Source organism: Amnibacterium sp., from assembly GCF_051956055.1.
Taxonomy (GTDB): domain Bacteria; phylum Actinomycetota; class Actinomycetes; order Actinomycetales; family Microbacteriaceae; genus Amnibacterium.
Window position 1 is genome coordinate 11,634 of the sequence record NZ_JBQCGC010000037.1, and the last position, 16,175, is coordinate 27,808.

The 16,175-nt window shown below is 71.1% G+C and carries 11 protein-coding genes, 1 tRNA gene and 1 pseudogene; 10 read left to right on the forward strand and 3 right to left on the reverse strand.

Annotation, left to right across the window (positions count from 1 at the left end; translation table 11 throughout):
- Window positions 1-97 precede the first annotated feature (97 nt).
- The 4 genes and pseudogenes from gltB to ACTHLI_RS05475 all read left to right on the forward strand — a co-directional run bounded on the left by gltB (window position 98) and on the right by ACTHLI_RS05475 (window position 8,200).
- Window positions 98-4,681, forward strand: a pseudogene (gene gltB, locus ACTHLI_RS05460) (glutamate synthase large subunit).
- A 128-nt stretch (window positions 4,682-4,809) separates the two neighbouring features.
- Window positions 4,810-6,267 (forward strand): glutamate synthase subunit beta, encoded by a 1,458-nt coding sequence (locus ACTHLI_RS05465; RefSeq protein WP_440182056.1) that lies wholly within the window; start codon window positions 4,810-4,812, stop codon window positions 6,265-6,267.
- Between the two features lie 87 nt (window positions 6,268-6,354).
- On the forward strand, window positions 6,355-7,803 hold the full coding sequence (gene pyk / locus ACTHLI_RS05470) for a pyruvate kinase (RefSeq protein WP_440182058.1): 1,449 nt from the start codon (window positions 6,355-6,357) through the stop codon (window positions 7,801-7,803).
- A gap of 4 nt (window positions 7,804-7,807) precedes the next feature.
- A complete protein-coding gene (locus tag ACTHLI_RS05475; RefSeq protein WP_440182059.1) occupies window positions 7,808-8,200 on the forward strand; it encodes an OsmC family protein in 393 nt (130 codons plus the stop codon).
- A gap of 271 nt (window positions 8,201-8,471) precedes the next feature.
- On the opposite strand, the gene ACTHLI_RS05480 is transcribed toward ACTHLI_RS05475, so the two are convergent.
- A tRNA-Leu gene (locus ACTHLI_RS05480) sits at window positions 8,472-8,554 on the reverse strand.
- Between the two features lie 93 nt (window positions 8,555-8,647).
- Here ACTHLI_RS05480 and ACTHLI_RS05485 point away from each other — a divergent pair.
- Window positions 8,648-9,250 carry an ANTAR domain-containing response regulator gene (locus ACTHLI_RS05485; RefSeq protein WP_440182060.1) on the forward strand — a complete coding sequence of 201 codons (603 nt, stop codon included), beginning with the start codon at window positions 8,648-8,650 and terminating at the stop codon, window positions 9,248-9,250.
- 118 nt (window positions 9,251-9,368) lie between these two features.
- On the opposite strand, the gene ACTHLI_RS05490 is transcribed toward ACTHLI_RS05485, so the two are convergent.
- Window positions 9,369-9,794 (reverse strand): PaaI family thioesterase, encoded by a 426-nt coding sequence (locus ACTHLI_RS05490; RefSeq protein ID WP_440182061.1) that lies wholly within the window; start codon window positions 9,792-9,794, stop codon window positions 9,369-9,371.
- Between the two features lie 53 nt (window positions 9,795-9,847).
- On the opposite strand from ACTHLI_RS05490, the gene polA reads away from it, so the two are divergent.
- The 5 genes from polA to ACTHLI_RS05515 all read left to right on the forward strand — a co-directional run bounded on the left by polA (window position 9,848) and on the right by ACTHLI_RS05515 (window position 15,148).
- Window positions 9,848-12,523 (forward strand): DNA polymerase I, encoded by a 2,676-nt coding sequence (gene polA, locus ACTHLI_RS05495; RefSeq protein WP_440182062.1) that lies wholly within the window; start codon window positions 9,848-9,850, stop codon window positions 12,521-12,523.
- Window positions 12,524-12,678: 155 nt separating this feature from the next.
- A complete protein-coding gene (locus ACTHLI_RS05500) occupies window positions 12,679-13,914 on the forward strand; it encodes a PTS transporter subunit EIIC (RefSeq protein ID WP_440182063.1) in 1,236 nt (411 codons plus the stop codon).
- A gap of 155 nt (window positions 13,915-14,069) precedes the next feature.
- Window positions 14,070-14,378, forward strand: a complete 309-nt coding sequence (locus ACTHLI_RS05505; RefSeq protein WP_440182064.1) for a PTS lactose transporter subunit IIB — start codon at window positions 14,070-14,072, stop codon at window positions 14,376-14,378.
- A gap of 2 nt (window positions 14,379-14,380) precedes the next feature.
- Window positions 14,381-14,836, forward strand: coding sequence for a PTS sugar transporter subunit IIA (locus ACTHLI_RS05510; RefSeq protein ID WP_440182065.1), 456 nt, complete (start codon window positions 14,381-14,383; stop codon window positions 14,834-14,836).
- A 42-nt stretch (window positions 14,837-14,878) separates the two neighbouring features.
- Complete coding sequence (locus tag ACTHLI_RS05515) at window positions 14,879-15,148, forward strand: HPr family phosphocarrier protein (protein WP_440182066.1); 270 nt, start codon at window positions 14,879-14,881, stop codon at window positions 15,146-15,148.
- A gap of 121 nt (window positions 15,149-15,269) precedes the next feature.
- Here ACTHLI_RS05515 and ACTHLI_RS05520 read toward each other — a convergent pair whose 3' ends face one another.
- Entirely contained in the window at window positions 15,270-16,091 is an 822-nt protein-coding gene (locus tag ACTHLI_RS05520) for a class II glutamine amidotransferase (RefSeq protein ID WP_440182067.1), read from the reverse strand.
- Between the last annotated feature and the right edge of the window lie 84 nt (window positions 16,092-16,175).

A 16,175-nucleotide genomic window follows, 5' to 3' on the forward strand; every position in this document is an offset into this window, starting at 1 on the left:
CGGACGAACGCGCTCCGCCGTCCCCGACGCACCAGGGCCGAAGGCGTCCCGCACGGAACATCTGTCCCCCCGATCCCCGGGCCCCCTGGAGGACGTCATGGTCGACACCGCATCCCCCGCAGGTAGCGCGCTGCCGTTCAGCAGCGTCCCCGCGGCCACCGGTCTCTACGACCCCGCCGCCGAGAAGGACGCGTGCGGGCTCGCGATGGTCGCGACGCTCCGCGGCACCCCTGGCCACGACATCATCGACCACGCGCTGGACGCGCTCCGGCACCTCGAGCACCGCGGGGCGGTCGGCTCCGACGCCGGCACCGGGGACGGCGCGGGGATCGTGACCCAGATCCCCCACGAGTTCCTCGCCGCGGTCGCGCCGTTCCCGCTGCCGGAGGCGGGGGAGTACGCGGTCGGGCTCGCGTTCCTGCCCACGGACGCGCGCGAGCGGAACGCGCAGAAGGCCGCGATCGCGGAGATCGCGGGTCAGGAGGCGCTCGAGGTCCTCGGCTGGCGCCAGGTCCCGACGCGCCCGGAGACGATCGGCACGCTCGCGCGGAACGCGATGCCGGTGATCGAGCAGCTGTTCGTGGCGTCCACCCGCCGCACCGACGGGCGGCGTCCCGCCGGCATCGTCCTCGACCGGCAGGCGATGCGGCTGCGCAAGCGCGCGGAGCGCGAGCTGCAGGCGTACTTCGCGTCGCTGTCGAGCCGGACGATCGTCTACAAGGGCATGGTCACGACGCTCCAGCTGGAGCCCTTCTACCCGGACCTGTCCGACGAGCGGTTCGCCTCCACCCTCGCGCTCGTCCACTCCCGGTACTCGACGAACACGTTCCCGTCCTGGCCGCTCGCGCAGCCGTTCCGGATGATCGCGCACAACGGCGAGATCAACACGGTGCAGGGCAACCGCAACTGGATGCGGGCGCGCCAGTCCCAGCTCTCCTCCGAGCTCATCGGCGACATCGAGCCGCTGCTGCCGATCTGCACGCCGGGCGTCAGCGACTCCGCCTCCTTCGACGAGGTGGTCGAGCTGCTCAGCCTCGGCGGCCGCAGCCTCCCGCACGCGGAGATGATGATGGTGCCGGAGGCGTGGGAGAACCAGCCCGACCTCGACCCCGACCTGCGGGCCTTCTACGAGTACCACTCGGGGATCATGGAGCCGTGGGACGGCCCCGCCGCGATCGTGTTCACCGACGGCTCGCTCGTCGGCGCGACGCTCGACCGGAACGGCCTCCGGCCCGGCCGCTGGCTGGTCACGACGGACGGGCTGATCGTGCTCGCCTCCGAGACCGGGGTGCTCGACATCGCCCCGGGCAGGGTCGCCAGGCGCGGGCGGCTCCGTCCGGGGAAGATGTTCCTCGTCGACACGGAGGCCGGCCGGATCATCTCCGACGACGAGATCAAGTCCGAGCTGGCGGCGTCGAAGCCGTGGGCGCAGTACATCGAGCAGGGCCGCATCCGCCTCGCCGATCTGCCGGAGCGCGAGCACGTCGTGCACACCCCCGCCTCCGTGCAGCGCCGCCAGCGCACGTTCGGCTACACGGACGAGGAGGTGCGCATCCTGCTCGCTCCGATGGGGGAGAAGGGTGCGGAGCCGCTCGGCGCGATGGGGTCGGACACCCCGATCGCGATCCTGTCGAAGCGGCCGCGGCTGCTGTTCGACTACTTCGTGCAGCAGTTCGCGCAGGTGACGAACCCGCCGCTCGACTCCATCCGCGAGGAGGTCGTGACCTCGCTCGGGCTGGGGCTCGGGCCGGAGCGCAACCTGCTCGCCTCCACGCCCGAGCACGCGCGGCAGGTCGTGCTCGACTTCCCGGTGATCGACAACGACGAGCTGGCGAAGCTCCAGCACATCGACGGCGCGCCGGGCTCCGCGACGACCACGGTCGTGCGCGGCCTCTACCGCGTCGAGGACGGCGAGCGCGCGCTCGAGGACCGGATCGCGGCGATGCGCGACGAGGTCGACCGCGCGATCGAGCGCGGCGCCGAGTTCATCGTGCTGTCCGACAGGGACTCGAGCCGCTAGCTCGCGCCCGTGCCGAGCCTGCTCATGATCTCCGCGATCCACCACCACCTCATCCGCAAGCAGAACCGGATGAAGGTCGGGCTCATCGTCGAGGCCGGCGACGTCCGCGAGGTGCACCACGTCGCGCTGCTCATCGGCTACGGCGCCTCCGCGGTGAACCCGTACCTCGCGATGGAGACGGTCGAGCAGCTCGTCCGCTCCGGTGCGCTCACCGGTGTCACGCCCGAGAAGGCGGTCAGGAACCTGATCAAGGCGCTCGGCAAGGGCGTGCTGAAGATCATGTCGAAGATGGGCATCTCCACGGTGTCGTCGTACGCCGCCGCGCAGGCCTTCGAGGCGGTCGGCCTCTCGGCGGAGTTCGTGGAGGAGTACTTCACCGGCACCACGACGAAGCTCGGCGGCATCGGCATGCCCGAGATCGCGGCCGAGTGCGCCGCGCGGCACGAGGCCGCGTTCCCGGAGGAGGACGCCGCCCTCGCCCACGTCGGCCTCGCGACCGGCGGCGAGTACCAGTGGCGCCGCGGCGGCCCGCCGCACCTGTTCAACCCGGAGACCGTCTTCCGCCTCCAGCACGCCACGCGCGCCAGGCGCTACGACGTGTTCAAGGAGTACACGCACCTCGTCGACGACCAGGCGAAGGACCTGATGACCCTGCGGGGCATGTTCGCCTTCGCGCCCACGCACCGCGACCCGGTGCCGCTCGACGAGGTCGAGTCGATCGAGTCGATCGTGTCCCGCTTCAACACGGGCGCCATGTCGTACGGCTCGATCTCGAAGGAGGCGCACGAGACGCTCGCGATCGCGATGAACCGGCTCGGCGGCCGTTCGAACACGGGCGAGGGCGGCGAGGACGTCGAGCGGCTGCTCGACCCGGAGCGGCGGAGCCGGATCAAGCAGGTCGCCTCCGGCCGGTTCGGCGTCACGAGCATGTACCTCACGCACGCCGACGACATCCAGATCAAGATGGCGCAGGGCGCGAAGCCGGGCGAGGGCGGCCAGCTGCCGCCCGCGAAGATGTACCCCTGGATCGCGCGCACCCGGCACTCGACCGCGGGCGTCGGGCTCATCTCACCGCCGCCGCACCACGACATCTACTCGATCGAGGACCTGAAGCAGCTGATCTTCGACCTGAAGCGGGCGAACCCCGCTGCGCGGATCCACGTCAAGCTGGTCAGCCAGGCCGGGATCGGCGCGGTCGCCGCGGGCGTGACGAAGGCGAAGGCCGACGTCGTGCTCGTCTCCGGGCACGACGGCGGTACGGGCGCCTCCCCGCTCAACTCGCTCAAGCACGCGGGGACGCCCTGGGAGCTCGGGTTGGCGGAGGCGCAGCAGACGCTCATGCTGAACGGCCTCAGGGACCGGGTGACCGTGCAGGTGGACGGGCAGATGAAGACCGGCCGCGACGTCGTCGTCGCCGCGCTGCTCGGCGCGGAGGAGTTCGGCTTCGCCACCGCGCCGCTCATCGTCGAGGGCTGCGTCATGATGCGCGTCTGCCATCTCGACACCTGCCCGGTCGGGGTCGCGACGCAGAACCCGGAGCTGCGCGCCCGGTTCTCCGGGAAGCCGGAGTTCGTCGTGAACTTCTTCGAGTTCATCGCGCAGGAGGTGCGGGAGCTGCTCGCCGAGCTCGGCTACCGCAGCATCGAGGAGATCATCGGGCGCAAGGAGCTGCTCGACGTGAACGCCGCGATCGAGCACTGGAAGGCGGACGGACTCGATCTCGAACCGATCCTCGTCGGCCCGACCTTCGCCGACGACGAGCCGCGCACCCGCCGGGTCGGTCAGGACCACGAGCTCGACGAGCACTTCGACAACCTCCTGATCCAGCGGGCCGCCGACGTCCTCGCGAACGGCGGCGCGACGAGCATCGAGCTGCCGATCCGGAACACCGAGCGCGCGGTCGGCACCATGCTCGGTCACGAGCTGACGAAGCGGCACGGCGAGCACGGACTGCCGTCCGGCTCGATCGAGGTGACCCTCACCGGGTCCGCCGGGCAGTCGTTCGGCGCGTTCCTGCCCGCGGGCATCACGCTGCGCCTCATCGGCGACAGCAACGACTACGTGGGCAAGGGGCTCTCGGGCGGCGAGATCGTGCTGCGGCCGCACCCCGACGCGTCGTTCGAGGCGGCGGACAACGTGATCGCCGGGAACGTGATCGGCTACGGCGCGACCCAGGGCACGATGTTCATCTCCGGGATCGTGGGCGAGCGGTTCCTGGTCAGGAACTCCGGTGCGACCGCGGTCGTCGAGGGCGTCGGCGACCACGCGCTCGAGTACATGACGGGCGGCCTCGCGGTGATCCTCGGGCCGACCGGGCGCAACCTCGGCGCGGGCATGTCGGGCGGCACCGCCTACGTCCACGCGCTCGCGCCGGAGCGGGTGAACACCGAGGCGCTCGCGAGCGAGCTCGACCTGGTGCCGATGGACAGCGCGGACGCGGAGATCCTCCGCGACCTCCTGCAGCGCCACGTCGAGACCACCGACTCGGCGCTCGCCGCCAGGATGCTCGACGACTTCGACACCGTCGTGGACGAGTTCGTCAAGGTGCTGCCCCGCAACTACGCCGCCGTCCTCGCGACGCGCGCGGAGGCGGAGGGCGAGGGCCTCGACCCCGACGGCGACGTGGTGTGGCGCCGCATCCTCGAGGTGACCGGTGGTTAGCGGGCTCCGCCCGCGGAGCGTCCGGAACCGCGCAGCGAGCCTCGAGACCACCCCGACCCCTCTTCCCGCTGGTCGAGGTGCGAGCGAAGCGAGCCTCGAGACCACCCCGAGCAAGAACGGCATCTCCCATGGCTGACCCCAAGGGCTTCCTCAAGACCCGCGAGCGCGAGCTGCCGCCGCGCCGCCCGGTCTCCGTCCGGCTGATGGACTGGAAGGAGGTGTACGAGCAGCAGGAGTCCGGCGAGCTGCGCAGGCAGGCGGGTCGCTGCATGCAGTGCGGCATCCCGTTCTGCCATCAGGGCTGCCCGCTCGGCAACCTCATCCCGGAGTGGAACGACCTCATGCACCGCGGCGAGGGGCGGCTCGCCATCGAGCGCCTCCACGCCACGAACAACTTCCCGGAGTTCACCGGCACGCTCTGCCCTGCGCCGTGCGAGTCCTCGTGCGTGCTCGGCATCAACCAGCCCGCGGTCACGATCAAGCAGGTCGAGGTCTCGATCATCGACCAGGCGTTCGAGCACGGCTGGGTGCAGCCGCACCCGCCGCAGCGGCTGACCGGGAAGACGGTCGCGGTCGTCGGCGCCGGGCCGGCCGGCCTCGCCGCCGCGCAGCAGCTGACCCGGGCCGGCCACACGGTCGCCGTGTACGAGCGCGACGACCGGATCGGCGGCCTGCTCCGCTACGGCATCCCCGAGTTCAAGATGGAGAAGCACCGGCTCGACCAGCGGCTGAACCAGATGATCGCCGAGGGCACCCGGTTCCGCGCGGGCGTCGAGATCGGCAAGGACCTCGCCTGGGACGAGCTCCGGCGGCGCTACGACGCGGTGATCGTCGCGACCGGCGCTCCCGTGCCGCGGGATCTGCCGGTGCCGGGCCGCGACCTCGACGGCGTCCACTTCGCGATGGAGTACCTGACCCAGTCGAACAAGGCGGTCGCGGGCGACGACGTGCCCGGGCAGATCACGGCGGAGGACCGCCACGTGGTCGTCATCGGCGGCGGCGACACGGGTGCGGACTGCATCGGCACGGCGCACCGGCAGGGTGCCGCGAGCGTCACGAACCTCGCGATCGGGCGGCAGCCTCCTGCCACCCGCAGCGACTCGCAGCCGTGGCCCATGATGCCGACCGTCTTCGAGATCTCGAGCGCGCACGAGGAGGGCGGGAAGCGCGAGTACCTCGCCTCGACCGTCGAGTTCGTCGCGGACGAGCAGGGCCGGGTGGCGCAGCTCCGGGTCGCGGAGACCGAGTACCTCGACGGCCGCCGCGTGCCGAAGAGCGGCACGGAGCGGCTGATCCCGGCCGACCTGGTGCTGCTCGCGATGGGCTTCAGCGGTCCGGAGCAGGACGCGATCGCCGAGCAGCTGGGGCTGCCGTTCGACGCGAGCGGGGCCGTGGCGCGCGACGACCGGTTCCAGACCTCCGAACCCGGCGTCTTCGTGGCAGGAGACGCGGGCCGGGGGCAGTCCCTGATCGTCTGGGCGATCGCGGAGGGCCGCAGCGTGGCCGCCGAGGTCGACGCCTACCTGGAGGGGCGCACCGAGCTGCCCGCCCCCGTGCGACCGACCGACCGGCCGATCTCGCTCTGACCCCGCCCGTTCGTCGGCGCCCGCGACATGCGGATAGCCTCGACGGGCACCATCCGCACCACACGCCGAAAGCTGGAACCGCACCGCATGAGACGCGCCAAGATCGTCGCCACGTTGGGCCCCGCGACCTCGAGCCTCGAGAACATCCGGGCCGTGATCGACGCAGGCGTCGACGTCTGCCGGATGAACCTCAGCCACGGCAGCTACGAGGTCCACGAGGGCGTCTACCGCAACGTCCGCGAGGCGGCCGACGCCTCCGGGCGCGCCGTCGCCGTGCTCGTCGACCTCCAGGGCCCGAAGATCCGCCTCGGCCGCTTCGCGGACGGGCCCCACGACCTCGCCGAGGGCGACGTCTTCACGATCACGACCGAGGACGTCCTCGGCACCAAGGAGATGGTCGGCACGACCTTCAAGGGGCTGCCGCAGGACGTGCACCCCGGCGACTTCCTGCTGATCGACGACGGCAAGGTCCGTGTCCAGGTCATCGACACGGACGGCGTCCGCGTCCGCACCAGGGTCGTCGTCGCCGGCACGGTGTCGAACAACAAGGGCATCAACCTGCCCGGGGTCGCGGTGAACGTGCCGGCCCTGTCCGAGAAGGACGAGGCGGACCTCCGCTGGGGCCTCCAGCTCGGCGCCGACCTGATCGCCCTGTCGTTCGTGCGCAGCCCCGACGACCTCACCCGCGTCCACGAGATCATGGACGAGGTCGGCAGGCGGGTCCCCGTCATCGCGAAGATCGAGAAGCCGCAGGCCGTCGAGCACCTCGAGGCGATCATCGACAGCTTCGACGGCGTGATGGTCGCGCGCGGCGACCTCGGCGTGGAGCTGCCGCTCGAGCAGGTGCCGATCGTCCAGAAGCAGGCGTGCGAGATCGCTCGCCGCCTCGCGAAGCCGGTCATCGTCGCCACCCAGATGCTCGAGTCGATGATCTCCTCGCCCGTGCCGACGCGCGCCGAGACCTCCGATGTCGCGAACGCGGTGCTCGACGGCGCGGACGCGGTCATGCTCTCGGGCGAGACGAGCGTGGGGGAGTACCCCGTCGTGACCGTCTCGACGATGGCGCGGATCGTGACCTCGACCGAGGACCACGGGCTCGAGCGCATCAAGCCCCTCGGCACGAAGCCCCGCACCCAGGGCGGCGCGATCACGCTCGCCGCGGCGGAGGTCGCGGACTTCGTCGACGCCCGGTACCTCTGCGTGTTCACGGAGTCGGGCGACTCCGTCCGGAGGATGGTGCGGCTGCGCTCGAAGATCCCCGTGCTCGCGTTCACGCCCGAGCCCGGCATCCGCTCTCGGCTCGCCCTGTCCTGGGGCGTCGAGACCTTCCTCGTGCCGCGGGTCACGACGACCGACGAGCTCATGCACCAGGTCGACGACGTGCTGCTCGGCATCGACCGCCTCCAGCGCGGCGAGAAGGTCGTCGTGATCGCGGGGTCCCCTCCCGGCATCCCCGGATCCACGAACGACATGCGCGTGCACGTGATGGGCGACGCGATCGGCGGCGCCGCGCCCGCCTACCAGCGACTGGTGTGACGCGGTGGCCGAGACGTTCGCGGTGACCGTCTCGGCCGGCACCCTGCGCGACGACGGCGCGCTGTTCACGAGTCCGCACCGGTGGACCGAGGGCGGCGTGTCCGTCGTCGGCGCGTTCACGGGCGCGCACCTGCTGCACGTCGCGGTCGGCGGGTGCGTGCTGAACGACGTCTACCGCGAGGCGGAGGATCTTGGCATGGACGTGCTCGGGGTCCGCGTCGCGGTCGAGGGCGGCTTCGACACGGCGACCTGGGCGTCCACCGGGATCGGCTACCGCGTCGAGGTCGACGCGGCCGCGTCGGCGGCCGAGGTGGGCGCGCTCCTCGACCGCGTGGAAGCGGTGGCTGAGATCCCGAAGGCGATCACGCAGGGCACCCGGGTCACCCGCCTGCCCTGACCCGCCTGCCCCGACCCGCCGCGTGGAGCACGTCAGCAGGACCGAGGAGCTTCAGCAGGACAGGACGCGCGCCTCCGTCCTGCCGACGGTGCTGGGTCCTGCTGTCGTGCTCGGAGTACCGGTGGTGGGACTCGATCCCTGCGCGCGCCCCACGCCGTCGCTCCGCGCCGCCGTGGGACCCCGGCGCGCGCAGGGGCCCACCACAGGTGCGTCCTCGCCGACACCACCGGTCCGGGACGGCCGACGGTCCTTCGGACGGTCGCACGTCCCGTACCGGTGGTGGGACTCGAACCCACATGCCCTTGCGGACAGCGCATTTTGAGTGCGCCGCGTCTGCCGTTCCGCCACACCGGCTCGTCGATCGGCACCACCATAGGGGGCTGCACGGTCGTGCGTCGGTCCGCGTGGGCGCAGGGTGGGCGTGTCGGGTGCCCTAATGTTGCGTAGGTGGCCGAGAACGCAACCGATGCTCCTCGCCGCGTCGTCGTCGCGGAAGACGAATCCCTGATCCGTCTCGACATCGTCGAGATCCTGCGTGACAACGGATTCGACGTCGTGGGCGAGGCCGGTGACGGTGAGACCGCTGTCCAGCTCGCGACCGAGCTCCGTCCTGACCTCGTGGTGATGGACGTGCGGATGCCGCAGCTCGACGGCATCAAGGCCGCGGAGCGGCTGACCAAGGACCACATCGCCCCGGTGGTGCTGCTCACCGCGTTCAGCCAGAAGGAGCTCGTCGAGCAGGCGAGCGAGGCGGGCGCGCTCGCCTACGTGGTGAAGCCGTTCACGCCGGCCGACCTCCTGCCGGCCATCGAGATCGCGCTCGCGCGGTACGCGCAGATCGTCGCGCTCGAGTCCGAGGTCGCCGACATGGTCGAGCGCTTCGAGACGCGCAAGCTCGTCGACCGCGCGAAGGGCCTCCTGAACGAGAAGATGGGCCTCTCCGAGCCGGAGGCGTTCCGCTGGATCCAGAAGGCGTCGATGGACCGCCGGCTGACGATGCACGACGTCGCCCAGGCCGTCATCGAGCAGCTCTCCGCCCCCAAGAAGTAGCCTCGTCCCTCCGGCGGAGGAGCACTTCGGCAGGCTGAGCGCGCTCCGGCAGGCTGGAACAGCGCTTCTTGGCCTGCCGAAGGGGAACCGGCCTGCCGAAGTGCTCCGGTGACAGGCGTCAGCGGGCGTCGCGCAGGAGGTTCGTCATCCGGACCGTCGAGCAGCGGTTGCCCGCCTCGTCCCGGACGACGATCTCGTGCGTGCACAGGGTGCGGCCGAGCACCAGCGCCTCGCACGTCGCCGTCACCCAGCCCTCGGTCGCCGACCGGGAGTGGGTGGCGTTGATCTCGATGCCCACCGCGTAGCGTCCCGGCCCTCCGTGGATCGCGGAGGAGATGCTGCCGAGGCTCTCGCCGAGCACGACGTACGCGCCGCCGTGCAGCAGGCCGACGACCTGACGGTTGCCCGCGACCGGCATCCTCGCGACCGAGTGGGACGCGGACAGCTCGAGGAACTCGATGCCCATCTTCACGGGCAGCTCGCCGCCGCGGGTGTCCACGAGCCGCTGCACGAGCTCGGGGTCCAGGTCGTCGGGGAGCTGCACGGTGCCTCCAGGGGGCTCGGGGGAGCGTCGGGGGCGCTCACTACGCTGGCATCATGCCCGAATCGTCGAAGCCGACGCTGCTGGTGGTCGACGGGCACTCGCTCGCGTTCCGCGCGTTCTACGCCCTCCCCGTCGACAGCTTCACCGCGGCCGACGGCCAGCACACCAACGCGATCCACGGCTTCCTGTCGATGCTGCTGCTCCTGCTGCAGAAGGAGCGCCCGAGCCACCTCGCGGTCGCGTTCGACATCTCCCGCTTCTCCTTCCGCAGCCGCGAGTACCCGGAGTACAAGGGCACGCGCGGGGAGACCCCGCCGGAGTTCAAGGGCCAGGTGCCGCTGCTGCAGGAGGCGCTGGCGGCGATGAACATCCCGACCGTCACGAAGGAGGACTTCGAGGCGGACGACATCCTCGCGACGCTGTCGGTGCAGGGCCGCGAGCAGGGGTACCGCGTGCTGGTGGTCTCCGGCGACCGCGACACCATCCAGCTGGTGAACGAGGACGTGACGCTCCTCTACCCGTCGGTGCGCGGCGTGAGCGAGCTCACCCGGTACGACGTCGAGAAGGTGCACGACCGCTACGGCATCGAGCCGCACCAGTACCCGGAGATCGCCGCGCTCGTCGGGGAGACGAGCGACAACCTGCCCGGCATCGACAAGGTGGGCGAGAAGACCGCCGTCAAGTGGATCCTCCAGTACGGCTCGCTCGAGCAGCTCCTCGAGCGCAGGGACGAGATCAAGGGCGTCGTCGGCAACAACCTGCGGGCGCAGTGGGAGAACGCGGCGCGGAACCGCCGACTGAACCGGCTGCACACCGACGTCGAGCTGCCGGTCGCTCCTGACGACCTGGTGCGTCGGCCGATCGACGAGGCGGCCGTCCGCGCGGTCTTCAAACGGCTCGAGTTCCGCACGCTGCTCGACCGGGTGCTGAAGCTCGAGGGCGGCGGCGTCTCCGGCTCCGCGCCGGAGGCGGACGAGGACGCGGACGCCGCCCCGCCCGCCCCGGCTCCCGCGCAGCTGCTCGGCGAGCAGCTCGAGGGCTGGCTGGACCGGATGCGCACCGCGAATCCCGAGGGCCTCGGGCTGCAGGTGGAGTCGCAGGGCGGCAGGGTCGCGTCGATCGGCGTCGCCGGGCCGGAGGAGTCGGTGGACGTGCCGTGGCAGCCGGACCGCGCGGAGTTCGCGCCGCTCGAGCGCTGGCTCGCCGACCCCGATGCCCCGAAGCTGCTGCACGACGCGAAGACGCAGACGAAGGCCCTCACCGCCGTCGGGCTCGCGCTCCGCGGCACCGCCTTCGACACCCTCCTCGCCGCGTGGCTGCTGCGGCCGAGCGGGCAGGAGAAGACGCTCGTCCAGATCGTGTCCCGCTACCTCGACGAGACGCTGCCCGAGGCGGATCCGAACCAGCTCGTGCAGGACATCGGCGGCGGCAGCCCCGCGCCGACCCACGCCTGGTACGTCCTCCGCGCCGCCCACGTGCTGAAGGCCGGCCTCGACGCCAAGACGCTCCAGGTCCTCGTGGACATCGAGCTGCCGGTCCTCGACGTCCTGGCGAGGATGGAGACGGCCGGCGTCGCGATCGACGCCGTTGCGCTCGACGCGCTGAACACCGAGCTGTCGACCCGCATCGCCGAGCTCGCCGACGAGGCGTACCGGATCGTCGGCCACGAGCTGAACCTCGGCTCCCCGAAGCAGCTCCAGGAGGTGCTGTTCGGCGAGCTCGGCATGCCGGGCACCCGTCGCACGAAGACCGGCTTCTCGACCGACGCCGACTCGCTCGCCGACCTGCAGGCCTCCCACCCGCACCCGTTCCTCGACGTGCTGCTGCAGCACCGCGACGCGTCCAAGCTGCGCCAGATCATCGAGACGCTGCAGCGCGGGATCGGCGAGGACGGCCGCATCCACACCACGTACGTGCAGACGGGCACGACGACCGGGCGGATCTCCTCCAACGACCCCAATCTGCAGAACATCCCGATCCGGGCGGAGGAGGGCAGGCGGATCCGCGCCGCCTTCGTCGCGGGGGATGGGTACCCCACGCTCCTGACGGCGGACTACTCGCAGATCGAGATGCGGATCATGGCGCACCTCTCCGAGGATGCCGGGCTGATCGAGGCGTTCCACTCCGGCGAGGACCTGCACCGCTTCGTGGGATCGCGCGTGTTCGGCGTCGCGCCCGCCGAGGTGACGCCGTTCATGCGCACGAAGGTCAAGGCGATGTCCTACGGCCTGGCGTACGGGCTGTCGGCGTTCGGCCTGTCCCAGCAGCTCCGGATCGACCGCCGCGAGGCGGAGGACCTGATGCAGGGCTACTTCGAGCGCTTCGGCGGCGTCCGGGACTACCTCCGGAACGTGGTGGAGCAGGCGCGCGTGGACGGCTACACGGAGACGATCTTCGGCCGCAGGCGGCCGTTCCCCGACCTGAACAGCGCCAACCGTGTGTTGCGCGGCAACGCGGAGCGCGCGGCGCTCAACGCGCCGATCCAGGGCACGGCCGCGGACATCATGAAGATCGCCATGATCGGTGTCGGTGCGGACATGGTGGCTGCGGAGCTGCGGTCGCGGCTCCTGCTCCAGGTCCACGACGAGCTGGTGCTCGAGGTCGCTCCCGGCGAGCAGGAGGTGCTCGAGGAGATCGTGGAGCGCCGGATGCGCGACGCGGCACAGCTCCGGGTGCCGCTCGAGGTGCAGGTCGGTCTCGGCCACGACTGGGACGCCGCAGCGCACTGAGTCGCCCCGCACTGGGGGTGCCCGGTGCGTGTGCCGCTTCCACGGTTGACACGGTCAACGTTAAAGGCTTGGATGCACTCGGCCGCCGTATCGGCGCCACCGCTGCACACGCTGTACCTGACCTCTGGACTCGCTACAAAGGAGTAACAAGGACAATGTCCGCTTACACGCCGACCGTCACGGGCACCGGCCCGCGCGCGGCGGTCCAGCGCTTCGGCGCCTTCCTCGCCGGCATGATCATGCCGAACCTCGGCGCGTTCATCGCGTGGGGCCTCATCACCGCCCTCACCATCCCCAACGGATGGATCAACCTGATCGCGCGCGCCACCGGCGCCATCCCGAACACCGCGACCAGCTCGACGGCGTTCTCCACGACGGTCGGCGTGGTCGTCGGCCCGATCATCGTCTTCCTGCTGCCGATCCTCATCGGCTACACGGGCGGCCGGCTCGTCCACGGGCAGCGCGGCGCCGTCGTCGGTGCGATCGCGACGCTCGGTGCGGTCGTCGCGCCCGTCGCGCTGCAGATCGCGCCCGCCGGCCTGGCCGTTCCGAAGGACATCACGGGCCTCGGCCCGAACTTCCTTGCGGGCTTCGTGATGGGCCCGCTCACGGCCCTCGTGCTGAAGCTGTGGGACCGGCTCGTCGACGGCAAGCTCGCCTCCGGCTTCGAGATGCTCGTGGACAACTTCTCCGCCGGAATCATCGGTGGCCTGTTCGCGGTCATCGGCATCTACGTGTTCGGCCCGATCATCATCGCGATCAACACGGGCCTCGGTGCGGTCGTCGACTTCCTGGTGAAGTCGAGCCTCCTGCCGCTCGCGTCGATCATCGTCGAGCCCGCCAAGGTGCTGTTCCTCAACAACGCGATCGGCAACGGCGTGCTCGTGCCGCTCGGCACCCAGCAGGCGCACGGTGGCGGCACCTCGATCCTGTTCATGATCGAGTCGAACCCCGGCCCGGGCCTCGGCATCCTCGTCGCGATGTGGCTCTTCGGCCCGCGCGCCATCCGCCCCACGGTGCCGTCCGCGATCATCGTGCAGTTCCTCGGCGGCATCCACGAGATCTACTTCCCGTACGTGCTGATGAAGCCGATCCTGGTCATCGCGGCCATCCTCGGCGGTGGCATGGGCGTGCTCACGTTCGTGCTGCTGGGCGGCGGCCTCGTCGCCCCGGCGTCGCCCGGCTCGATCATCGCCTACGTGCTTGTCTCGGCCCCGAGCACGATCGTCGCGAACCTCATCGGCGTCGTGATCGCCGCCGCCGTGGCGTTCGTCGTCGGGGCGCTCCTCCTCGGCTTCGGCCGGAACGAGAAGGTCGCCATGGACCTCGACGAGGCGAATGCCCGCAACGCGGAGAACAAGGGTCGCAAGACCGCCGTCGCCGGCGCCTGATCGACCCATCGGAGGGCGGGGCGGGGGCATTGCCCCCGCCCCGCTCCCGGTGTACCGGGTGCGGCCCGGAGCCCCTTCCGGCTTGCCGGACCGCGGCCAAGCGCAGTGAAGTAGGGTCGGCAGCGACCCGGGAACCGAAGGAGCACACCCCCAAGATGACGACCATCGACGGCTCGAGCATCAAGAAGCTGATCGTCGCGTGCGACGCCGGCATGGGCAGCAGCGTGATGCTGGCCGGTCAGCTGAAGAAGCAGTTGAAGAAGAACGGCGTCACGGTCGAGCACTCGCCCGTCGCCCACATCCCGCAGGACGCCGACATCGTCGTCACCCAGGCGGGCCTCGCTGATCGCGCCAGGGGCGTCGTGCCCGACGTGCCCGTCATCCCCTTCCAGCTGTTCCTGGGCGACCCGAAGGTCGCGAAGATCGTCAAGGCGATCCAGGACGGCTCGACCGTCGAGATCTGACGATGACCGACACCGCACTCACCTCCCTGCTGGCGGAGGACTCCATCCGGCTCGACTGCACGGCCGAGGATCGCTTCGACGCGGTCCGGCAGTGCGGGGCCGCCCTCGTCGCCGCAGGCGCGGTCGACGAGTCCTACGTCGACGCGATGATCCAGCGCGAGGAGACCGTCTCCACGTTCGTGGGCGAGGGCGTCGCGATCCCGCACGGCACGCTCGCCGGCAAGGAGTCGGTCAAGCGCGACGCGCTCGTGGTCCTGCGCTTCCCGGAGGGCGTGGACTGGGAGGGCAACGCCGTCTCGGTGTGCGTCGGGATCGCCGCGGCGGGCGGCGGCCACATCGCGCTGCTGTCGCAGCTCGCCGAGATCCTGCTCGACCCGGACAAGGCCGAGCAGCTGCGGAACGCGTCGAGCGCCGAGCAGGTCTACGCCCTGCTGACGCCCGACGAGGACGACGACTGAACCCGGCCGAAGCCCCCTTCGATCCCACCACCTAGGAGCACCATGCCTGAGCGCACCGTTTCCATCGCATCGAGCGTCGGTCTGCACGCCCGGCCCGCTTCCCTGTTCAGTCAGGCGGCGGCCAAGGCGGGCGTGCCCGTGACGCTGACCACCAAGGCCGGCAAGAGCGTCAACGCCGCCAGCATCCTCGGCATCCTCTCGCTCGGCATCGGCCACGGCGAAGAGGTCACGCTGAAGGCGGACGGCGACGGCGCCGACGCCGCGCTGGACTCGCTCGTCGAGCTGCTGTCGACCGACCTCGACAAGGAGTAGCCGAGCACTTCGGCAGGCTCTCCTCCCTTCGGCAGGCCAGGACCTCGGGTCCTAGCCTGCCGAAGGTGTTTAAGCCTGCTGAAGTACTCAGCCTGCTGAAGTGCTCAGCCTGCTGAAGTGCTCAGGCGACGCGGCGGGAGGCGTCCGCGGCGGAGAGCGGGACCGTCCGAACCGCGAGCGTCGCGAGATCCACCCGGGTCACCGTCTCGGGCGGCACCGCGTCCCAGCCGGCGATGTCGAGCCCGCTGGAGGCGAAGACGATCGAGCCGTCCGGCCCGCGCCGTGTGCGCATCAGGTAGTAGGCGTCGACGTGGTGCCGCGGCAGGCGGTCGGCCGGGATGCCGCTCGCGACGAAGGCGCCGTGGGGGATCGGCACGCCCTCGCTCGCGTGGACCGCGAACAGCTCGGTGGGCGTGAGCAGCAGCGCGTTCAGGCTCCGCTCCGGGTAGGCCGCCCGCAGGGAGGAGACCGTCGAGACGAGCGCCTCGAACACCGAAGCGCCGCGCGCGACGAGGGTGCGGATCGCCGCGAAGTAGCGCTCGCTGTCGGTCGTGCCGCGGAGGGAGGCGAGCTGCTCGCGGCCGACGAGCCGCTCGACCGGGCCGGCCGGCTCGAGCGATCCGTTGTGCGCGAACGCCATGCCGTCGGCGAGGAACGGGTGCGTGTTCGCCGGCGTCCGGGCGAGTCCCATCGTCGCCAGGCGAAGGTGCACGATGCGGGCGGTCGACGGTTCGTGGGTCAGTACGGTCTGCAGCGCGGTGTCGCCGACCCCGCTCGTGGGACGCCGGTCGCCGCGGACGCGGCCCTCGTCGTCGAGGCACGCCGTGCCCCAGCCGTCGCCGTGCAGGCGCGCCATGTCGGCGAAGACCGCACGCTGTCCGCTGCCAAGGACGGTCTCGACGGTGACGGGTGCGGGCGAGGCCGCACCGAGCAGTCGGCACATGCCGCCTCCAGCGCGTCGGGTGTTGGCCAGCGACACCCTTGACGCCGGTGGGATCCCTTCCACGGTACGCCGCCGTGCGGCGGG